This is a genomic window from Nocardiopsis sp. CA-288880 (genome assembly GCF_050955985.1).
Taxonomy (GTDB): domain Bacteria; phylum Actinomycetota; class Actinomycetes; order Streptosporangiales; family Streptosporangiaceae; genus Nocardiopsis; species Nocardiopsis tropica.
Genome location: NZ_CP192105.1, coordinates 4,027,980 through 4,043,697, shown reverse-complemented (window position 1 = coordinate 4,043,697; position 15,718 = coordinate 4,027,980). Strand labels below are relative to the sequence as shown.

Sequence of the window (15,718 nt, the reverse complement as noted above, 5' to 3'; positions counted from 1 at the left end):
CCGAGCGCGCAGACGCGTCGGCCCACCCCGGTCGGAGCCCACCCATCGGCCCGAGGCCCCTTCACGGCGCCACCGTGCGGCCGTGTCCCCGGGTGGCCCGGTGCGGATTCCAGGTCGCACACAGGCCCTGTTCCACGTGGCGTCCCCGCCCTCGGAGAACGGCGCAATCTGAATTCGCATGGGAAGAATTCACCTTTCCCGCGAAAAGAAAGAGTGATGCAAGTCACCTTCTTTGGTTCGGCGAAGTGGGCCTTGGACATTCAGCCTGCTCAGCTCGATTCCGGCGGCTGTGGGAACGGCGTTCGAGGTGGAACAAAGCCCCTGAGAAAAGTCACTGCATGTAGGCATACTGCAACTGCAAACCCTCGAAGGCAGGTGCAGCACTGACAAAGAGGAGAAAGCCGGGCGAATGAAGTTCGAGCTGGTAGACCCCCCGGAACAACCCCCCACCACCGGCGAACTCCCCGGCCCCTCCACCGCGGGCCAGGACCGGAGGGAACAGGCCGCGCCCTCCGCGGCCCCCGAGCACCCTTACGCCCTCCTCCCACCGGTCAGGGAACGCATGGGCACCGCGGTCGAAGGCGCCCGCGCCTCGCTCGGCCAGCTCAGGGCCCGCGTCGCCGACAAGAGCATGGCCGAGGCCGCCCACGCCGCCGCCCAGGTCCGCGACGCCGACGCCGGCGCCGACTTCCACCCCCACCGGTTCGCCGCCCGCACGCAGGCGGGTGAGCGATGAGCCGGTGGGACATCGACGTCCACGGTGTGGCGCTGACGCTCACCGACTTCAGCACCCGGCTCGGCCTCGACGGCGAAGGCTTCTCCGCCACTATCGACACCACCGCCGACGGCATCGACATGGCCCTGACCAACGCCAAGAGCCCCCCGGTCGAAGCGGCCCTGGGCGGTTTCCTCGGCCACTTCACGACCCAGACCAACGCCATGTTCACCCGCAGCCTCTCCTGCCTGCAGGGCGCCAACGACGCGACCCTCGCCTACGACCAGGGACAGGAGGAGATGGCCGCCGAAGCCCAGAGCCAGGCCGGCACCGGCTTCAACCTCGACCTGGGACCCGACGCCCCCGCCACCCCCGGAGGACCACGGTGACCTTCGAGCCCACCCAGCCCCAGGACGGGGTGGACCCGAACATGTTCACCCTCATTGACCCCGAGGCCATCCCCTACCCCCTGACCGACGTCTGGTCGCTCAACTACGCCGCCGAGACACTGCGCACCGGCGGGGAGAACCTCCTCGGCGGCGCCGAGGACATGCACTCCACCTGGAGCGGGCTGCAGGCCCACTACATCGCGCCGGAGAGCGAGACGCTCTTCGCCGCCATGGACCCGGTGGTGACCCGAGGCGAGGACATCCAGAGCGACCTGGCCACCGTCGCCGACGCCCTGGAGGAGCTGGCCGAGGCCGCCTCGACGGCGCGCTCCTCGCTCAACACCCTCAGGATCGAGGCGCAGTCGTTCTGGAACAAGCACCACGACAAGAAGGTGTGGTGGCTGGACAAGGACGACGAGACCGACGAGTGGGCCCTCCAGGAGAACATCCGGCTCAAGGACGGCGTCAACACGGCGTGGGCCACGTTCAACGAGGCCGAGAACGCCTGCGCCACACGGATCTCCGCCCTCTTCGGCGGACCCTCCTACGCCTCGCCCGACCAGGCGGGCGGGGACGACGTGCTCGTCTACGGGCTGCCCACCGACGCCGGCGAGCGCGAACTGCCCGAATTCGGCGACATGGGACCGGCCAACGACTTCACGGCGTGGCTGGGCACCGAGTTCCATCCCTCCATGGCGAGCTTCTCCAACAGCACCGACCAGGCCGCGTGGGACATCCTCGTGGTCGACGGGCTGTGGGGGTCGGCGGTAGGGCTGGCCTCGTTGTCCGGCCTGTGGCACCCCCAGGGCGGATGGCAGATCACCCCCAGCGGGCGATGGGAGAACGCCAAGAACACCGTCAAGGACGGATGGATGGACGCGATGACCTTCATCGGCGTCCACGACGAACACGGATGGGTGGCCGATGGTGCCGAGGGCACCAGGTGGGACCGCTGGACCACCAACATCGGCGCCAGCTGGGACCAAGCGGTGGAGGGGCACACGGCCTGGTCCAGGCGTGAGGAGGACCCGGAGTACACCGGTTCCACCAGCGTCCTCAACACCGCACTGATGACCGTGGGCATCCCGCTCAAGATCGGCACGACCGTGCTGACGCTCGGGCCGGGCGGAGAGGCGATCACCCCCTCCAACCGGGACGGCTCCTACTCCGACGGCGACGACCATTCCTCCCAGTCCGGCGGGCGCCTCCCGGTGGGCCCGAGCAGCCCGCTGCCCCAGCGCCTGGAGGAAGGAAGCACGCCGATCGGCGAGCGCTTCCAGCACGACCTCACCCTGCTCAGGGAATCGCTCCTGGACCCCGACCAGTACCGCAACACACCCACATCCCGGCCGGATGCGCCGTCACCGACGCCGAACCGGCCGGTGGTCGGCGACGGCGGAGACCAGCCCTCCCCGACCGCACCCCAGCGCGGTGACACCCCGCAGGGCCAGGGGGAGGGCCCTTCGCCCGACCGGCCCCGTGCCGAGGACACGGACGCTCCCAGAAGGCCCGACCAGGAGTCCGAAGCTCTCTCGCCGACCACACGTCCGGATACCGAAGGGCAGCGCGGCGGCAACGACGCCCCACACGCCGAGGACGATCCCGAACGGCGTCCTACGAGTCGTACGGACGATGACGGAACCGACGGTCAGGGTGATGACCGCCCCGTGCGGCGTGACGACGCTCCGAGTGAGGAACCCGCGCGTCCGGAAACCGCCACCGGTGGTGGTGAGGGCGGCGGAGACCAGCCGCCCCGGGACCGCACCGCCACCGGCGGGGATGATGGTGAAAATAATGACTCAGGTGAGGAGAATATTTCTCCTCCCTCTGATCCAGGTTTGGAAAGAAGGCTCGATAAGGCGGAAAAAGCCGAGAATGCTCTTCGTGGTGCTAATTTGTCTGAAGAGGAGATTCTTGCCCTCCGTGGAGATTATCCCCGTGATGGAGATCAGTGGCAGCGTGTTGCATCGGCTCTCAGTCAGAATTTTGGGGGAGGCGTGGCAGGCGATATGCATCCGAGGGCCACTCGCTTTGCCATGGAGGGCGCCGAAAATCCGCGAGAGTTCGCCTATCGATACGAGTATTTCAAGGCCACCTTTGACGAATTGGCGGCTGAACTCCAGGAAAGTGGAGTTGGCAAGAGGGATTCGCAGAGAAAGGTGGCATCCGAGATGACAGATGGTTTTGTTGCTCAACGCCTGGAACAGGACCATGCTGCGGTTGAACAAAAAAGACCTGATCAGCCAGCTCGTGTGGATACAGAATTGCCGCCCGAAGAATTCGAGCAGGCAATCCGAGGTCAGGCTGGAAATATCGGTATGGGTCACCAGACATCCACTGCCTACCATGCGCGGAAGCACTATGATGAGATTCAGCCGTGGGAGCAGGAGGGGAGCATCGTAGATGACTATATGGACAGTGCGGAGGAGACGATCCGGCATGGAGAGATTCGTAGCCGGGAGCCACTTGACGGTGGTGGTGAGATATTGGAAATAGCAAGACCGAAGCTTGACTTGAATGGGAATCAGGTAATCGACAAGAGAAAGAAAAAAGAAGTATTCTTAAGGGCGGTAGTGATTGTCAAGGAAGACGGTTCTATAGTCATGCCGACATACGGAAGCACGGTCTTCAAAGACTAGTTCAACTGGGAGAATTTATGTCTCATGAAGACATGGAAAAAATTATAGAAAAACTGGAAAAGAAAAAAAGCAAAAAAGAGGCGGTGTTGGAAGTTGGCTCGGTGCTCGACTTGCTGCCTTCCTTCTATGTCGAAATGAAGAATAGTCCCGTTTCTGTTGATATTCCAGAAGGTTTCAGGGCTTCTTTTTCCAGTCTCTTGGTGAATGAGGATAACCTAGGGGGCCTTAGGTCCTATGTTGGAAAGTGTTCCAACTATGCTGAGCGTGGCCGCCTGGATGGATTTGAAGCGGCATGCTGGATGCGTTCAGTGCTGCAGTTGCTCGACGATGAGTTCATGGATTGGGATAGTGTTGCTCCAACGAGTGTAGAAGTTACCTTTCATGAGGATCTTGAAGATATAGATGAAATTATCAAAGATGTATCAGATGAAGCTCCGCCTGTGCGGAGTGCGGATGTTCCAGACTGGGTGCCCGATGGGCACTGGTGGTGGAGTTCTCCGGTTCGGCAAGATATGAGTGAAGAAGAAAAAAGAACACGGATTGAATATGATCATCTTGATGGCGTGTATGATGGATGACAATATCTGATTTTTCTCTGAATTTCGCCCTCTTCCTTCCTTTTCTCTTTTGGCGTTCCTTGGTCTGGGGTCGGTACAGGTGAAGTCATCTCGATATATCCAGTGCGAAGAAGGAGTCTCGGAGGGTTAGGGCGCGTACGCCATTTCTCGTGACCACCTCCCATCTGTACAGATGAGACCCTCGATTGAGTGCTTGGATCGCACTGGCGGTGGTATGTCCGGGTTCCAGGTTATGAACGAACCGGAACAGCCCTGGAGGCGCCACTATGAGACGTCGCCGCTGTGACCGAAGATCTTCTACTACTCAGGAGTTTCCTTGTCTTATGGCCTCACCCCCGAAGAGATCGCCGCTGCGCGGTTGCTCGCAGACCCCAGCCTGGTGCAGCGACGCCTGGGCCAGGATCTGGCTGCGATAGCAACGCTCGGTCGTAGCGGAGTTCGTATAGAATCTGACGCGGATTCGTCTGCTGTGTGTGAGGAGCTCCGTGCTTACGCGAACATGCTGACGTTCGATTCCCCCATCAATGCTGCGACACAGACCAAACGCCGACTCGTTGAACTGCCTTTTACGGAACGCAGGGACGGCACGCCTGTCCGTGCATTCCACGCGTCGGCGTCCACCACAGTGCGAGAAGGATCTGTGGTCAGTGACAGCGTGGACTCCGACGGGTCACGCGTTCTGACCTTCCACCGAGTGGCGGCCGACACCGAGCTGGCTGCCGTTACCCTGTCGGCGCGGGTGCGCGTGGAGACCGACGGGGCGGCCCACTTGGACAATTACGGTTGGCCGGCTCCCCCCACCGAACCCGTGCACACCTTCAGTGGAAGCGGACACGAGCTGATCTTCCAAGCCGCATCCGATCTGGCCGACGAGCACGTCCCGCTCGACCGGGCGCTCCTCCTTCTCTGGGGAGCCACGCTTCGGGGTGGGACGCCGTCCCCGGACGAGAGGCTTCGCATTGCCGAACTCGCCGCGGATCGAACAGGGGAGATCAACGCCTACCTCGGCCAGGCCGACACCTACGCGCTGATGTCCGAAGGAGAGGGCTGGTACGGAGCCTGCCTGTATCGTTCGGCTCTGGAGAATCTGTTCGAGATCTACCTCGGCAGTCTGACTTTCACCTTGCTGGACGCCGAAGACATTGACGATACCGACGAGGAGATCCGGACGAATCTGTCAGGCGTGCTAGGCGCTGGCACTGCGGTCCCCGAAGGCGTTCCCGTGAGCCACTGGTGGTGGGAGATGGCAACGAAGGGATAGTCAGCTCTCCTATATCTGTACCCGGTGCTATTGGGTTTGAGCTTCAGGTTCACCATGGTATTTGGTCTTCCTATGCGTTCGACGGTACCCCTCACCCCACGATTCGTGAAAATAACGCTCCGAGGATCGCCCGGGCCATTGAAGGTATGGAGGAAGTTCTTCGTATCGAAGCCGAGCCGGGGGAGCCGACATATTTCGGAACTCCTGACAGGTGTGGAGTACGTGACTCGCGGCCAGAAGAGATCTTCGATGGCAGGGGCTTGACAAGACTGATCAGTTCTGAATTCCGTTGGCTGTCGGAAAGTCGAGTCCTGTAACCAACTCCTCAAGCGCACGATCGCTCGGGAGATCTTCCGCTACCCCACCACACCGGTCACCGTCACGGATGTCTCGGACCTTCGGCCGGCACGCCAGGCCAAGAACATCACCCTGACCACCGTCGCCGAGCACTTCGGCGTCTGGCCGACCGTGATCTCCTGTATCGAACGCGGGACACGCCGCGACGACGGCCTCGCAGGCGCCTGCCGGGTCGGCTCACCGCCCTGACCTCTCTCCTGGGACCGTGCTCAGTCCGTCCAGGTCAGAACCGCCAGCCCACGTTGGCCGGCGATGAGATAGAAGCTCTGCAGCAGCCCGAAATGCTCGACGAGGTACTCGCGCGGGTGTCCGTCGAACCCTCGGAATCCGCATGCCTCGGCAGCTTCCAAGTGGTTCGCAGGCAGGCGGGTGAGCACTTCGCCGATGTCCAGAGCGGCCAGCCCATGGGCCACTTCCGCCGCTGCCGCAGGTGCAAGAAGGGCTGGAGGGGAGCCGAAGCCGTCATAGACCTCGGGATGATCGAGGAACTCGACATCGCCGCCCGGGTCTCCCGAGATGCTCCGCTCGAGGACCTGGACGCACGGCCCCTCGATGCGCATGCGTTGACAGAACCGGATCAAGCCCCAGATCGCCCAGTCGAGATCCACCGTGTCCTCCGCGGGTGGATCCCAACCGGGGCTGCCGTCATGTGACACTTCCGCAGCTGCCCGGCACTGAGCCAGGTACTGCGGGGACACCCGTGCGAGTTGCTGTGTCAGCGCCATGAATTGGAGTATCACGGACCACCGACGCCCGAAACCGCGAGCCCCGGCACATGACCGGCGACCTGGCACACCACACCGCGTGACTGCCGATAGGAACATCAGCAGGCTGACCGACGGCTGTGTCGGGTCGGCGCCCGGCCCGGCATCGGAAGACGCGGATCATCCCCGGGCCGCTGATCGCGAGCGGCCCTCAGACGCCGAGCCAGGTGTGCAGGCGGTGCGCCAGCCAGGCGGGGTTCTGCAGCGGGAGGCCGTGCCCGCACCCCTCGACGATCTCCAGCTCGCTGTGGGGGAGGGCCCGGCGCAGAGTCTCGGCCGACTTCTTCATGAACGTGCGCTCCCCGGCCCCGGCGAGGAGGAGCGCCTCACCGGAGAAGGCCGACCACCCCGCGGGCACGGTGAAGCGGATGTTCTCGCCGACGGCCGCGAGCAGCGTGCCCCTGGAAACGGTGGAGGAGGTGCGGAGGTAGTCGTCGAGGAGCTCGGGCGGGATGAAGAGCTCCTTCGCCTGCAGCCGGGCGAACCTTTCGTGCTTGGCGAGCCCGGCGGTCGCACCGAGCAGGGCGAGGACCAGGCGTGGCGCCGGTGAGGGGACGGCCTGCGCGCTGACGGCCGCGACCCGGTCGACCAGGTCCGGCCGACGGGCGGCGAGCAGGACCGCCAACTGCGCGCCGAGGGAGAACCCGACGACCGCGGCGGGCGTCGCCGCCTCCTTCTCGAGCAGCGACTCCAGCTCGGCGACCACCTGCTCGTGCGAGCGGTAGGCCGTGTCGGCGCTGCGGTCGTGTCCGGGAAGATCCGGTACGAGGAGCCGGAGCCCCGGGTCCAGGTGCGCCCTCAGGGGCTCCCACATCCACCCTGCGACGCCGCCGCCGTGCAGGAGCAGCACGGGCCTGTCCTCTACACGGCCGAATGTCCTCATGTACACGTGCGTTCTCATTCCCGGAGGGCGGAGCGGTCGGGCGCGGGGGACGATCCACCGGGCCCGAAGGTCGCGGCCATTATCGCGTCGGGACCGCGCTGCCGGACCAGGGCCTGTCCTGACTTCTGATCACGATCCGGGCGTTCGCCCCTCGCAGGAGTGCCCGGACGACTGGCACGACCGGCACGGTCCCGTGGACGCGACGACCGACCGGGTCGCCGTTCGCGGGGGCGCCGACGCAGACCCTGGCCGGGGCCCGTCCGGTCGTGCGCCTTCCGGGGCGGCTGGCCGCCCCCGCCGGCCCCTCACGCGTGAAGGTCGGCCATGACCAGGTAGGCGTCGCCGGGCAACGCGTCCAGGAGCGCGTTCGCGCGGCGCAGGTACTCGCGCCGTGCCTGCCGCGCTTCGGGGCCGTCCCCTGCCCCGGGCAGGTGTTCCACGGCGTACCAGGTTCCGTCCGTGTCGATGAGGGCCCATCCCGGCACCGCGCCCCGACGCGCCTGTTCCACGAACTCCTCCCGGGGCGTGGAGTAGTGCTCGACCGCGCACCCGGCGAAGTGCGTGAGCCCGGCCCCGCCGAGCTCCCGGACGGCGTCCTGGGCACGGTAGGCCTTCAGGGCGGCCGTCCGTTCGGCGGGGGCGGTCCTCCCCGCCGTCGCCCCGGGACGCGCCAGCCCGGCCCTTTCCCCGCCCCGCAGGAGGAACGCGGAGAGCGCCTCGGTACCGGGGTGGCGCCGGAGTATCCCCGTGGCGCGGTCCCACCTGTCGGCCGCCCTCCCGGCCGCCGCCTCGCGCTGCGCGTCGAGGTCGAGCAGGGACGCGGGCGCCGCCGTCACCAGGCGGGGGTCGCCGTCCTCGGCGGGCAGGACCCGGGGGTCGTCGGGGTCCGTGCACAGGAACGCGTTCTCGAACCGGCCTCCGATCATCCACCGGTCCCACCAGCGGCCGGGCGGGTCCGTGTCCTCGTCCGCGTAGTCGGGTTCTCCCAGCAGGGGCAGCAGCTCCCGCAGGAGCGCGCTGCCCAGGGCGGCGCCTGCCGAGGTGTCGGGCGGCTTCGGCAGGACCACGACGACCTGGTAGTGGGACACGTTCGCCTCCGGGGGGTTCGGCGGGAGGAGCAGGATCGCACGGACCCACGACACGACGGCGTCCCCGACGGCCTCGCAGCCACCGGTCGAGAGTCCCGTTCGCGAGGCGTCCGCGGAGCTGCGGGAGGGGAGCGGCCGTGGCGCCGCCCGCCACCGGATCCAGGGCGGCAGACAACCACAACCGGGTTGACCTGCGCACTCGCAGGGCAGGCCGATACGGGGCACGCCGCCCCCGACTCGACAAGCAAGTGGTTGCTTGCCTATCATGGTGGCCGTGGCCGACCAACTCTTCAAAGCTCTGGCCGACCCCACTCGCCGCACCATCCTCGACGAGCTCACGGAGAAGTCCGGGCAGACACTGTTCGAGATCTGCTCGCGGCTGAGCATGAAGCACCGGCTCGGCATCTCGCGCCAGGCGGTCTCCCAGCACCTCGCCGTGCTGGAGTCCGCCGGGCTCGTCGAGACCAGGCGGGAGGGCCGCTACAAGTTCCACGACCTGAACACGGCCCCGCTGCGGCACATCGCCGAGCGGTGGCCCCTGCCAGACGCATCCGGACCGGAGGGGAACACCCCATGAAGATTCACATGACCAGCGTCTTCGTCGACGACCAGGCCCAGGCCGAGCAGTTCTACACCGAGGTCCTCGGCTTCGTGAAGAAGCACGACGTCCCGGTGGGCGAGAGCGACCGGTGGCTGACCGTCGTCTCGCCCGAGGAGCCCGACGGCACCGAGCTCCTCCTCGAGCCCGCCGCCCACCCGGCCGCCAGGACCTACCGCGACGCCCTGGTCAAGGACGGCATCCCGCTCGCCCAGTTCGCCGTCGAGGACGTGCAGGCGGAGTACCAGCGCCTGCGCGGCCTCGGAGTCCGCTTCACCCAGGATCCCCTGGAGATGGGCCCTGTCACCACCGCCGTCCTCGACGACACCTGCGGCAACCTGATCCAGATCGCGACGGCGCCGCAGTAGGCGGCGAAACGCGTGCGACTTCCGTCGGCGTGATCGGCCTCCGGGCGACCGTCCGGGGCGGGAACGGGCCGGCACGCCGACCCGCGTGCGCAGGGCCGCGGGCGGCGTCCCGCCCGCGGCCCCGCCCGTTCCCGTGCCCGGGGCGTCAGAACTGGTGTTCGCCGCCGTCGACGTACAGGGTGGTGCCGAGCATGAAGCTGCTGTCGGGTGAGGCGAGGAAGGCCACGGCCGCGGCGACCTCCTCCGGGCGCCCCATGCGGCCGATGGGGACCCCCGCCGCGAGGCCCGCCTTGGCGGCGGCGACGTTCTCCTCGCCGACGGCGCCGTCGATGCCGGGGGTGTCGATGGCCCCCGGCGAGACGGCGTTGACCCGGATGCCCCGGCCCTTCAGCTCGTTGGCCAGGGTCCGCGCCAGGGACCGGACCGCGGCCTTGGACGCCGCGTACAGGCCGTAGTCCTCCCAGCCGTCGTCGGCGCGGATCGAGGCGTTCAGGACCACCGACGCGCCCTCGCCGAGCAGCGGCAGGGCCTTCTGCACGGTGAGCAGCGTGCCCCACACGTTGACGCCGAAGGTCCGCTCGAACTGCTCCCCGGTGGCCTTCTCCAGCGGTGCGAACGAGACCGCGGCCGCGTTGGCGAACAGCACGTCCAGACCTCTGCCGCGCTCCCGGACCGCGTCGTACAGCCGGTCCAGGTCGGCGGGGTCGGAGATGTCGCCCGCGACCGCGGTGACCGCGGGGCCGATCGTCTCCGCGGCCCGCGCCAGCACGTCCTCGCGCCGGCCGGTGATGAACACGTGGGCGCCCTCGGCCGCCAACCGCGCGGCGGTGGCCAGGCCGATCCCGGTGCCGCCGCCGGTGACGACGGCGGTCCTGCCTTCCAGCTGTCCCATGGGTGAGCCCCCAGAAAGTTAGGTACCGAGTGGTACAGAACTAGACCCTAGCACTTCTGTACCGTTCGGTACCAATGGAGCGGGTCGGCGGCTCGGAGGCGGGGAGGGACTGGGCGTCCCCATGTTCGCGCCGGCGCTCCGGCCGCCGGTCCCGGCCGACGGGACTGCGGCGGACCTGCGTTTTCGTCCCCGGCCGCCGGGTAGTCGTGTGCGCGAGGCCCACCGAGAGGTGCGACCGGGGCCGGGGGAGGGGAGCCGATGTCCGCACCGACACGGGCGCAGCCGCGCCCGCGCCACGGCCGCAACCTGGTCGCCGGGATCCTGTTCGGGCTGGGCACCGTCGCCTTCGTCGACGAGGTGGTCTTCCACCAGCTCCTGCACTGGCACCACTTCTACGACCTGTCCACCAGCGACGTCGGCCTGGTCTCGGACGGGCTGTTCCACGCCTTCAGCTGGTTCGCCACCGTCGCCTCGCTGCTGACGGTCGCCGCCCTGCGCCGCGAACGCGCCTTCCGGGGCGCGGCCTTCACCGCGGGATGGCTGACCGGGGCGGGGTTCTTCCAGCTCTACGACGGACTGGTCCAGCACAAGGTCCTGGGGCTGCACCAGATCCGCTACGGGGTGGACCTGGTGCCTTACGACGTGACCTGGAACGCCGTCGCCGCCGTCCTGCTCGTGGCCGGGATCGTGCTGTGGGCCGTGACCGCGCGACGCGCGGGCCGCTCCACCGAACCCGCCGGGACCGGGGCCTGAGCATGCACCACCACGGACACCACGGGACCGAGGCCGCTCTGCTCGGCCCGGGCGGGTGGGCCACGGCGATCCTGCTGGCGGCCGCCCTGGCGGCCTACCCGGCCGCGGTGCTGGCCCTGTACGGGCGCGGTACCGCCTGGCCGGCGGCCCGCACCGCGTCGTGGACGGCCGGGTGCCTGTGCGTGGGCGCCGCTCTGATCGGTCCCCTGGCCGAACGCGCCCACCACGACTTCACCGCCCACATGGCCGGACACGTCCTGCTGGGCATGCTGGGACCGCTCCTGCTGGTCCTGGCGGCCCCGGTCACCCTGGCCCTGCAGGCCCTGCCGGTGCGCGCGGCCCGCCCCCTCGCCCGCATCCTGTCCTCGCCCCCGGCGGCCTTCCTGACCGACCCGTTCGTGGCGGGCGCGCTCAGCGTCGGCGGCCTGTGGGCTCTCTACCGGACCGGCCTGTACGCCCTCACGCACACCGATCCGCTCCTGCACGCCCTGGTCCACGCGCACGTGCTCGCCGCCGGGTACCTGTTCGCCTTCGCCGTCCTGGGCGGCCCCGACCCTGCGCCGCACCGGCCCTCCCCGCCGTGGCGGGCAGCGGCCCTGGTCCTGGCGATCGCCGCGCACAACATCCTCGCCAAGACCCTCTACGCGGCCCCGCCCGAGGGGGTCCCCGCCGAGCAGGCCCGCGCGGGCGCGGAGCTGATGTACTACGCGGGAGCGCCGGTGGAGATCGCGCTGATCCTCCTGGTGTGCCGCCCCTGGATCCTGCCGCGCCGAAGGGCCTCGGACGGTCCCGGGGTCGGCTCCGCGCAGGTCACCTGACGCCGTGCCCGGGGCGCCTCCGCGCCCGGGGCCCCCGGCGCCGCAGCCCCGGACGCCAGGGGTCCGGCCGTCGTCGGCTGTGCCCGACCCACTCTCCTCCCGGCCCCTTCACGCCGACAGTGACACCACGTCACGTCCCCACCCCTACGAACGTCATGGTGCATCAGTGACGTGGTGCGACTGCCGGACGGCGGCGCCGACGGCTGGAATGGGGACATGCCAACGCAACCAGTCATCGAAGTCGAGCACCTGAACGTGAAGTACGGCGACTTCCACGCCGTGAAGGACCTGTCCTTCCACGTGGGGCGCGGGGAGCTCTACGCGCTGCTCGGCACGAACGGGGCCGGGAAGACCTCGACCCTGGAGGCCGTCGAGGGCCACCGCCCCGCCACGTCCGGCACCGTGCGGGTCTTCGGGAGCGACCCGCGCGACCGCCGCGACGTACGGCCCCGCACGGGCATCATGCTCCAGGAGAGCGGCTTCTCCCCGGACCTCACGGTCCGGGAGTCGGTCCGCCTGATCGGCCGGCTCAGCAGGCGCACGGACAGCGTCGACCGCCTGCTCGGCGTCGTCGACCTCACCCGCAAGGCCGGCACCAAGGTCTCCCAGCTCTCGGGCGGAGAGAAGCGCCGGCTGGACTTCGCCACCGCCGTCTACGGGACACCGGAGCTGGTCTTCCTCGACGAGCCCACCACCGGCCTGGACATCCAGTCCCGGGACGCCCTGTGGGAGGCCGTGGACCGGCTGCGCGAGGACGGCTCCACCGTCGTCCTGACCACGCACTACCTGGAGGAGGCCCAGCAGCGCGCCGACCGGATCGGACTCATGCACCAGGGCGTCTTCCACCGCGAGGGGACGGTCTCCGAGCTCACGCGCACGTTGCCCGCCACGGTCCGCTTCTCCCTCGCGCCCTCCGCCCCGGCGCTGCCGCTGCCCGCCGTGCCCCAGGGCGACGGAACGTTCCTCGTCGAGACCACCGGCCTGCAGGAGGACCTGCGCGCGCTCCTGAACTGGGCGCACGACCACGGGGCGGAACTGCGCGACCTCCAGGCCGGGCCGACCCGCCTCGACGACGTCTTCCGCGCCATCGGCAGCGAGTAGGCCGTGCGGTCCCTCCCGGACCCGGCCGTCGCCGGCCGCCCTTCTTCCACCACTTCCAGTCAAAGGATCCCCGCCATGCTCGCGATCGCTCACGGTGAGCTGATCCAGATCTTCCGGAACCGGCTGATCCTGGTCACCATGCTCGTCATGCCCGCGGCGTCCAGCGCGTTCTACATGTACCTGCACGAGCGCATACCGGCCCTCGACCTCGGGGCCGTCGCCGCGGTGCTCATGTTCCTCGTCGTGACGATGGGGCTCTACACCACCGCCGTCACCACGCTCGCCTCCCGCCGCCAGAACCTGTTCCTCAAGCGGCTGCGCTCCACGGCGGTGGACGACACCCGCATCCTCGCCGGTCTGCTGCTCCCGGTCACCGCGATCGCGCTGGCCCAGGTGGGCGTGGTCCTGGTCGTGCTGTCCGTCGTCGCCGACCCGCCGGCCGACCTCCTGCTCACAGGGGCGGCCACCCTCGCGACGGTGGTCATGATGATCGGACTGGCGCTGGCCACGGCCGGGGTGACCAACTCTCCCGAGCACGCCCAGGTGACCACGCTGCCCGTCCTCATCGGCGTGCTCGCCGTGTCCGGCTGGGTGGGGTTCACCGGCACCGAGGAGCTCACCCTCCTCAAGCGGCTGCTCCCCGGCGGTGCGGCTTCCGAGCTGGTCGTCAACGCCTGGAACGGCGGCGTCCCGCTCTCGGAGTCGCTGTTCCTGCTGGCCCCGACCCTGGCCTGGGTCGTCGTCGCCGTCACCCTGGCAGCCCGGATCTTCCGGTGGGAACCGCGCCGCTGAGCCACGGCGCCGCGGCCCGCGTCGGGGCGCCCGCACCGGGAACGGTGCGGGCGCGGCAGCGCTCGGGCAGGCGTCCGCGAGCTTGTCGCGGAGGGACGCCCGCTAAGGCAGCCAGTTCCGCAGTGCCATGTCGGCGCTGTCCTGGAGCTCGTCGCGGCCGAGGCCGTTGGCGGCCTGGACGGCGATGCCGAACGCCACCGTCATGATGTACCTGGCGAGGCGCCGCGGATCGGCGCCGTCCGGGAGGTCGCCCTCGTCGACGGCCCGCCGGAAGCGCTCCTCCAGGCGCCGCGTCGCGTCGTTGCGCCAGGCGACGAGCATGTCGTGCGCGGGCCGGCCCCCCTCGCCCGAAGCCAGCGCACCCTGCACGCCCAGGCACCCGGGAGGGCCTTCGGGGAGGGTCGTGGTCCGCACCGAGCCGCGCAGGAGCGCCTCGGCGACCTGCCGGGCGGTCGGCTCCTCCATGGCGCGCGCCGCGTAGGAGGCGGGCCCCTCGGTGTAGCGCTCCAGGGCCTTGCGGAACAGCTGCTCCTTGTTGCCGAAGGCCGCGTACATGCTCGTCTTGGTGATCCCCATGGCGCCGGTCAGGTCGGCGAGGCTCGCCCCCTCGTAGCCCCTCTCCCAGAAGACGCGCATGGCGCACTCCAGCGCCTCGTCGACGTCGAACTCCCTGGGGCGGCCGATGGCAGTACTCCGGGAAACACCCATGCCACGATCCTAACCGGTCGGTACAGAAACCCGGGGTGAGGAGCCGGGGCCGGGCGGGCCCCGGCCTCCGTCCGGCCCCGCGCCGATGCCGCCGGGCGGGGCGGCGGGGACGCGCCCACGTGGGCGGGCATCCGCACCGCGCCCCGGCAAGGGCGTCCTACGTCAGGGACCGGCTCCGGCGAGCGGTGGGGGAGTGGCCTGGACGGCACCGCAGGTGCTCAGGCGCGGCCGCTGCCCGTGCCGGGGAGCATGACGGCGATCTGGCCGCGGATGTCCCGGACGATCTCCTCGACGCTCGCCGTGATGTTCACCGACGCCGCCATGCTGAGGAACATGACGGCCGACACGGTGTGCGCCAGTGTCGCGGCCTCGTGTTCGCCGATCCCGGGGTCCCGACCGATCAGGGCGGCGATGCTCGCCTCGGTCCGGGCCGTGATCGTGAGGGCGTCACGGTGGTGGGGCTCCTCGGGGTCGCCGAACACCATCTCGCGCAGGTAGGTGCGTCCGTTCTCGATCTGCGTGCGGTTGCACTCGACGATCGGGCGAACGACGGCCATCACGGCGTCCACCGTGTCGGTGATGCCCTCGGCGTCCCTGACCCCCCGCTCCAGGGACTCGGAGTAGTGGGAGTTCTGTACCAGCAGAAGCAGTTCGCCCTTGCTCTTGGCGTAGAGGAACAGGGTGCCGGTGCCGATGTCGGCGCGCTCGGCGATCTGCTGGGTGGTGACCTCGTCGATCCCGTGCTCCGCGAAGAGCTCGCCGGCGGCGGCGGTGATGCGTTCGAGTTTTTGCTGCTTGTTGCGCTCGCGTCGCCCCTGCGCCCGGGAGGCGGATGGCATCGTGCCCTCCTTGGGAATAGAGACTGACTGGGCTCAGTTATGAGCATAGTCATTAAAGTGTGGTGCCGACTTGACGGGGCTCATTCTCCCACGCGGGTGTGGAGTACCCCTCCCGCTCCTGCCACTCCTCGCCCCGGCCGAAGGGAGCTTCCGCTCCGTCTCGCGTCGGCCCCGA

At 68.6% G+C, this 15,718-nt stretch carries 17 protein-coding genes; 11 read left to right on the top strand and 6 right to left on the bottom strand.

Translation table 11 applies throughout. The annotated features are described in order from the left end of the window. Nucleotides 1-409: 409 nt before the first annotated feature. The 5 genes from ACQPYD_RS17750 to ACQPYD_RS17730 all read left to right on the top strand — a co-directional run bounded on the left by ACQPYD_RS17750 (nucleotide 410) and on the right by ACQPYD_RS17730 (nucleotide 5,582). A complete protein-coding gene (locus ACQPYD_RS17750; protein ID WP_433696711.1) occupies nucleotides 410-736 on the top strand; it encodes a cell envelope biogenesis protein TolA in 327 nt (108 codons plus the stop codon). After that, a complete protein-coding gene (locus tag ACQPYD_RS17745; RefSeq protein ID WP_355012476.1) occupies nucleotides 733-1,104 on the top strand; it encodes a DUF6507 family protein in 372 nt (123 codons plus the stop codon). Before ACQPYD_RS17750 ends, ACQPYD_RS17745 begins: the two co-directional genes overlap by 4 nt. Further along, nucleotides 1,101-3,743, top strand: a complete 2,643-nt coding sequence (locus ACQPYD_RS17740) for a hypothetical protein (protein WP_433696710.1) — start codon at nucleotides 1,101-1,103, stop codon at nucleotides 3,741-3,743. Before ACQPYD_RS17745 ends, ACQPYD_RS17740 begins: the two co-directional genes overlap by 4 nt. Nucleotides 3,744-3,760: 17 nt before the next feature. Continuing rightward, a complete protein-coding gene (locus ACQPYD_RS17735; RefSeq protein WP_433696709.1) occupies nucleotides 3,761-4,321 on the top strand; it encodes a hypothetical protein in 561 nt (186 codons plus the stop codon). A gap of 640 nt (nucleotides 4,322-4,961) precedes the next feature. After that, nucleotides 4,962-5,582, top strand: a complete 621-nt coding sequence (locus ACQPYD_RS17730; RefSeq protein ID WP_433696708.1) for a hypothetical protein — start codon at nucleotides 4,962-4,964, stop codon at nucleotides 5,580-5,582. Nucleotides 5,583-6,148: 566 nt separating this feature from the next. Here ACQPYD_RS17730 and ACQPYD_RS17725 read toward each other — a convergent pair. The 3 genes from ACQPYD_RS17725 to ACQPYD_RS17715 all read right to left on the bottom strand — a co-directional run bounded on the left by ACQPYD_RS17725 (nucleotide 6,149) and on the right by ACQPYD_RS17715 (nucleotide 8,728). Then, nucleotides 6,149-6,664 (bottom strand): hypothetical protein, encoded by a 516-nt coding sequence (locus ACQPYD_RS17725; protein WP_433696707.1) that lies wholly within the window; start codon nucleotides 6,662-6,664, stop codon nucleotides 6,149-6,151. Between the two features lie 190 nt (nucleotides 6,665-6,854). Next, nucleotides 6,855-7,553: an alpha/beta fold hydrolase gene (locus ACQPYD_RS17720; protein ID WP_433696706.1), complete on the bottom strand. Its 699-nt coding sequence runs from the start codon at nucleotides 7,551-7,553 to the stop codon at nucleotides 6,855-6,857. A 338-nt stretch (nucleotides 7,554-7,891) separates the two neighbouring features. Beyond that, nucleotides 7,892-8,728, bottom strand: a complete 837-nt coding sequence (locus tag ACQPYD_RS17715; protein ID WP_433696705.1) for a hypothetical protein — start codon at nucleotides 8,726-8,728, stop codon at nucleotides 7,892-7,894. 211 nt (nucleotides 8,729-8,939) lie between these two features. On the opposite strand from ACQPYD_RS17715, the gene ACQPYD_RS17710 reads away from it, so the two are divergent. Both ACQPYD_RS17710 and ACQPYD_RS17705 read left to right on the top strand, forming a co-directional pair. After that, nucleotides 8,940-9,251, top strand: a complete 312-nt coding sequence (locus tag ACQPYD_RS17710; RefSeq protein WP_433702082.1) for an ArsR/SmtB family transcription factor — start codon at nucleotides 8,940-8,942, stop codon at nucleotides 9,249-9,251. Continuing rightward, the gene (locus tag ACQPYD_RS17705) at nucleotides 9,248-9,640 is read left to right on the top strand and encodes a VOC family protein (protein WP_433696704.1); all 393 of its coding nucleotides are present in this window, start codon (nucleotides 9,248-9,250) and stop codon (nucleotides 9,638-9,640) included. The genes ACQPYD_RS17710 and ACQPYD_RS17705 overlap by 4 nt, the downstream gene beginning before the upstream one ends. A gap of 145 nt (nucleotides 9,641-9,785) precedes the next feature. On the opposite strand, the gene ACQPYD_RS17700 is transcribed toward ACQPYD_RS17705, so the two are convergent. Beyond that, nucleotides 9,786-10,532: an SDR family oxidoreductase gene (locus tag ACQPYD_RS17700; RefSeq protein ID WP_433696703.1), complete on the bottom strand. Its 747-nt coding sequence runs from the start codon at nucleotides 10,530-10,532 to the stop codon at nucleotides 9,786-9,788. Nucleotides 10,533-10,790: 258 nt separating this feature from the next. Here ACQPYD_RS17700 and ACQPYD_RS17695 point away from each other — a divergent pair, with 258 nt between their 5' ends. The 4 genes from ACQPYD_RS17695 (at nucleotide 10,791) to ACQPYD_RS17680 (ending at nucleotide 13,996) form a co-directional block, all read left to right on the top strand. Further along, nucleotides 10,791-11,285, top strand: a complete 495-nt coding sequence (locus ACQPYD_RS17695) for a DUF2243 domain-containing protein (RefSeq protein ID WP_433696702.1) — start codon at nucleotides 10,791-10,793, stop codon at nucleotides 11,283-11,285. A gap of 2 nt (nucleotides 11,286-11,287) precedes the next feature. Further along, nucleotides 11,288-12,103 (top strand): cytochrome c oxidase assembly protein, encoded by an 816-nt coding sequence (locus ACQPYD_RS17690; RefSeq protein WP_433696701.1) that lies wholly within the window; start codon nucleotides 11,288-11,290, stop codon nucleotides 12,101-12,103. 216 nt (nucleotides 12,104-12,319) lie between these two features. Beyond that, nucleotides 12,320-13,204, top strand: a complete 885-nt coding sequence (locus ACQPYD_RS17685) for an ABC transporter ATP-binding protein (RefSeq protein WP_433696700.1) — start codon at nucleotides 12,320-12,322, stop codon at nucleotides 13,202-13,204. A 75-nt stretch (nucleotides 13,205-13,279) separates the two neighbouring features. Next, complete coding sequence (locus ACQPYD_RS17680) at nucleotides 13,280-13,996, top strand: ABC transporter permease (protein ID WP_433696699.1); 717 nt, start codon at nucleotides 13,280-13,282, stop codon at nucleotides 13,994-13,996. A gap of 102 nt (nucleotides 13,997-14,098) precedes the next feature. On the opposite strand, the gene ACQPYD_RS17675 is transcribed toward ACQPYD_RS17680, so the two are convergent. Further along, complete coding sequence (locus ACQPYD_RS17675) at nucleotides 14,099-14,704, bottom strand: TetR/AcrR family transcriptional regulator (protein WP_433696698.1); 606 nt, start codon at nucleotides 14,702-14,704, stop codon at nucleotides 14,099-14,101. A 218-nt stretch (nucleotides 14,705-14,922) separates the two neighbouring features. Next, a complete protein-coding gene (locus ACQPYD_RS17670; protein WP_433696697.1) occupies nucleotides 14,923-15,543 on the bottom strand; it encodes a TetR/AcrR family transcriptional regulator in 621 nt (206 codons plus the stop codon). Between the last annotated feature and the right edge of the window lie 175 nt (nucleotides 15,544-15,718).

What these genes read in the sequence shown, in the direction of transcription:
- ACQPYD_RS17750 (WP_433696711.1), top strand. Translation starts at nt 410, where the DNA reads ATGAAGTTCGAGCTGGTAGACCCCCCGGAACAACCCCCCACCACCGGC.
- ACQPYD_RS17745 (WP_355012476.1), top strand. Translation starts at nt 733, where the DNA reads ATGAGCCGGTGGGACATCGACGTCCACGGTGTGGCGCTGACGCTCACC.
- ACQPYD_RS17735 (WP_433696709.1), top strand. Translation starts at nt 3,761, where the DNA reads ATGTCTCATGAAGACATGGAAAAAATTATAGAAAAACTGGAAAAGAAA.
- ACQPYD_RS17725 (WP_433696707.1), bottom strand. Translation starts at nt 6,664, where the DNA reads ATGGCGCTGACACAGCAACTCGCACGGGTGTCCCCGCAGTACCTGGCT.
- ACQPYD_RS17710 (WP_433702082.1), top strand. Translation starts at nt 8,940, where the DNA reads ATGGTGGCCGTGGCCGACCAACTCTTCAAAGCTCTGGCCGACCCCACT.
- ACQPYD_RS17705 (WP_433696704.1), top strand. Translation starts at nt 9,248, where the DNA reads ATGAAGATTCACATGACCAGCGTCTTCGTCGACGACCAGGCCCAGGCC.
- ACQPYD_RS17700 (WP_433696703.1), bottom strand. Translation starts at nt 10,532, where the DNA reads ATGGGACAGCTGGAAGGCAGGACCGCCGTCGTCACCGGCGGCGGCACC.
- ACQPYD_RS17695 (WP_433696702.1), top strand. Translation starts at nt 10,791, where the DNA reads ATGTCCGCACCGACACGGGCGCAGCCGCGCCCGCGCCACGGCCGCAAC.
- ACQPYD_RS17690 (WP_433696701.1), top strand. Translation starts at nt 11,288, where the DNA reads ATGCACCACCACGGACACCACGGGACCGAGGCCGCTCTGCTCGGCCCG.
- ACQPYD_RS17685 (WP_433696700.1), top strand. Translation starts at nt 12,320, where the DNA reads ATGCCAACGCAACCAGTCATCGAAGTCGAGCACCTGAACGTGAAGTAC.
- ACQPYD_RS17680 (WP_433696699.1), top strand. Translation starts at nt 13,280, where the DNA reads ATGCTCGCGATCGCTCACGGTGAGCTGATCCAGATCTTCCGGAACCGG.
- ACQPYD_RS17675 (WP_433696698.1), bottom strand. Translation starts at nt 14,704, where the DNA reads ATGGGTGTTTCCCGGAGTACTGCCATCGGCCGCCCCAGGGAGTTCGAC.
- ACQPYD_RS17670 (WP_433696697.1), bottom strand. Translation starts at nt 15,543, where the DNA reads ATGCCATCCGCCTCCCGGGCGCAGGGGCGACGCGAGCGCAACAAGCAG.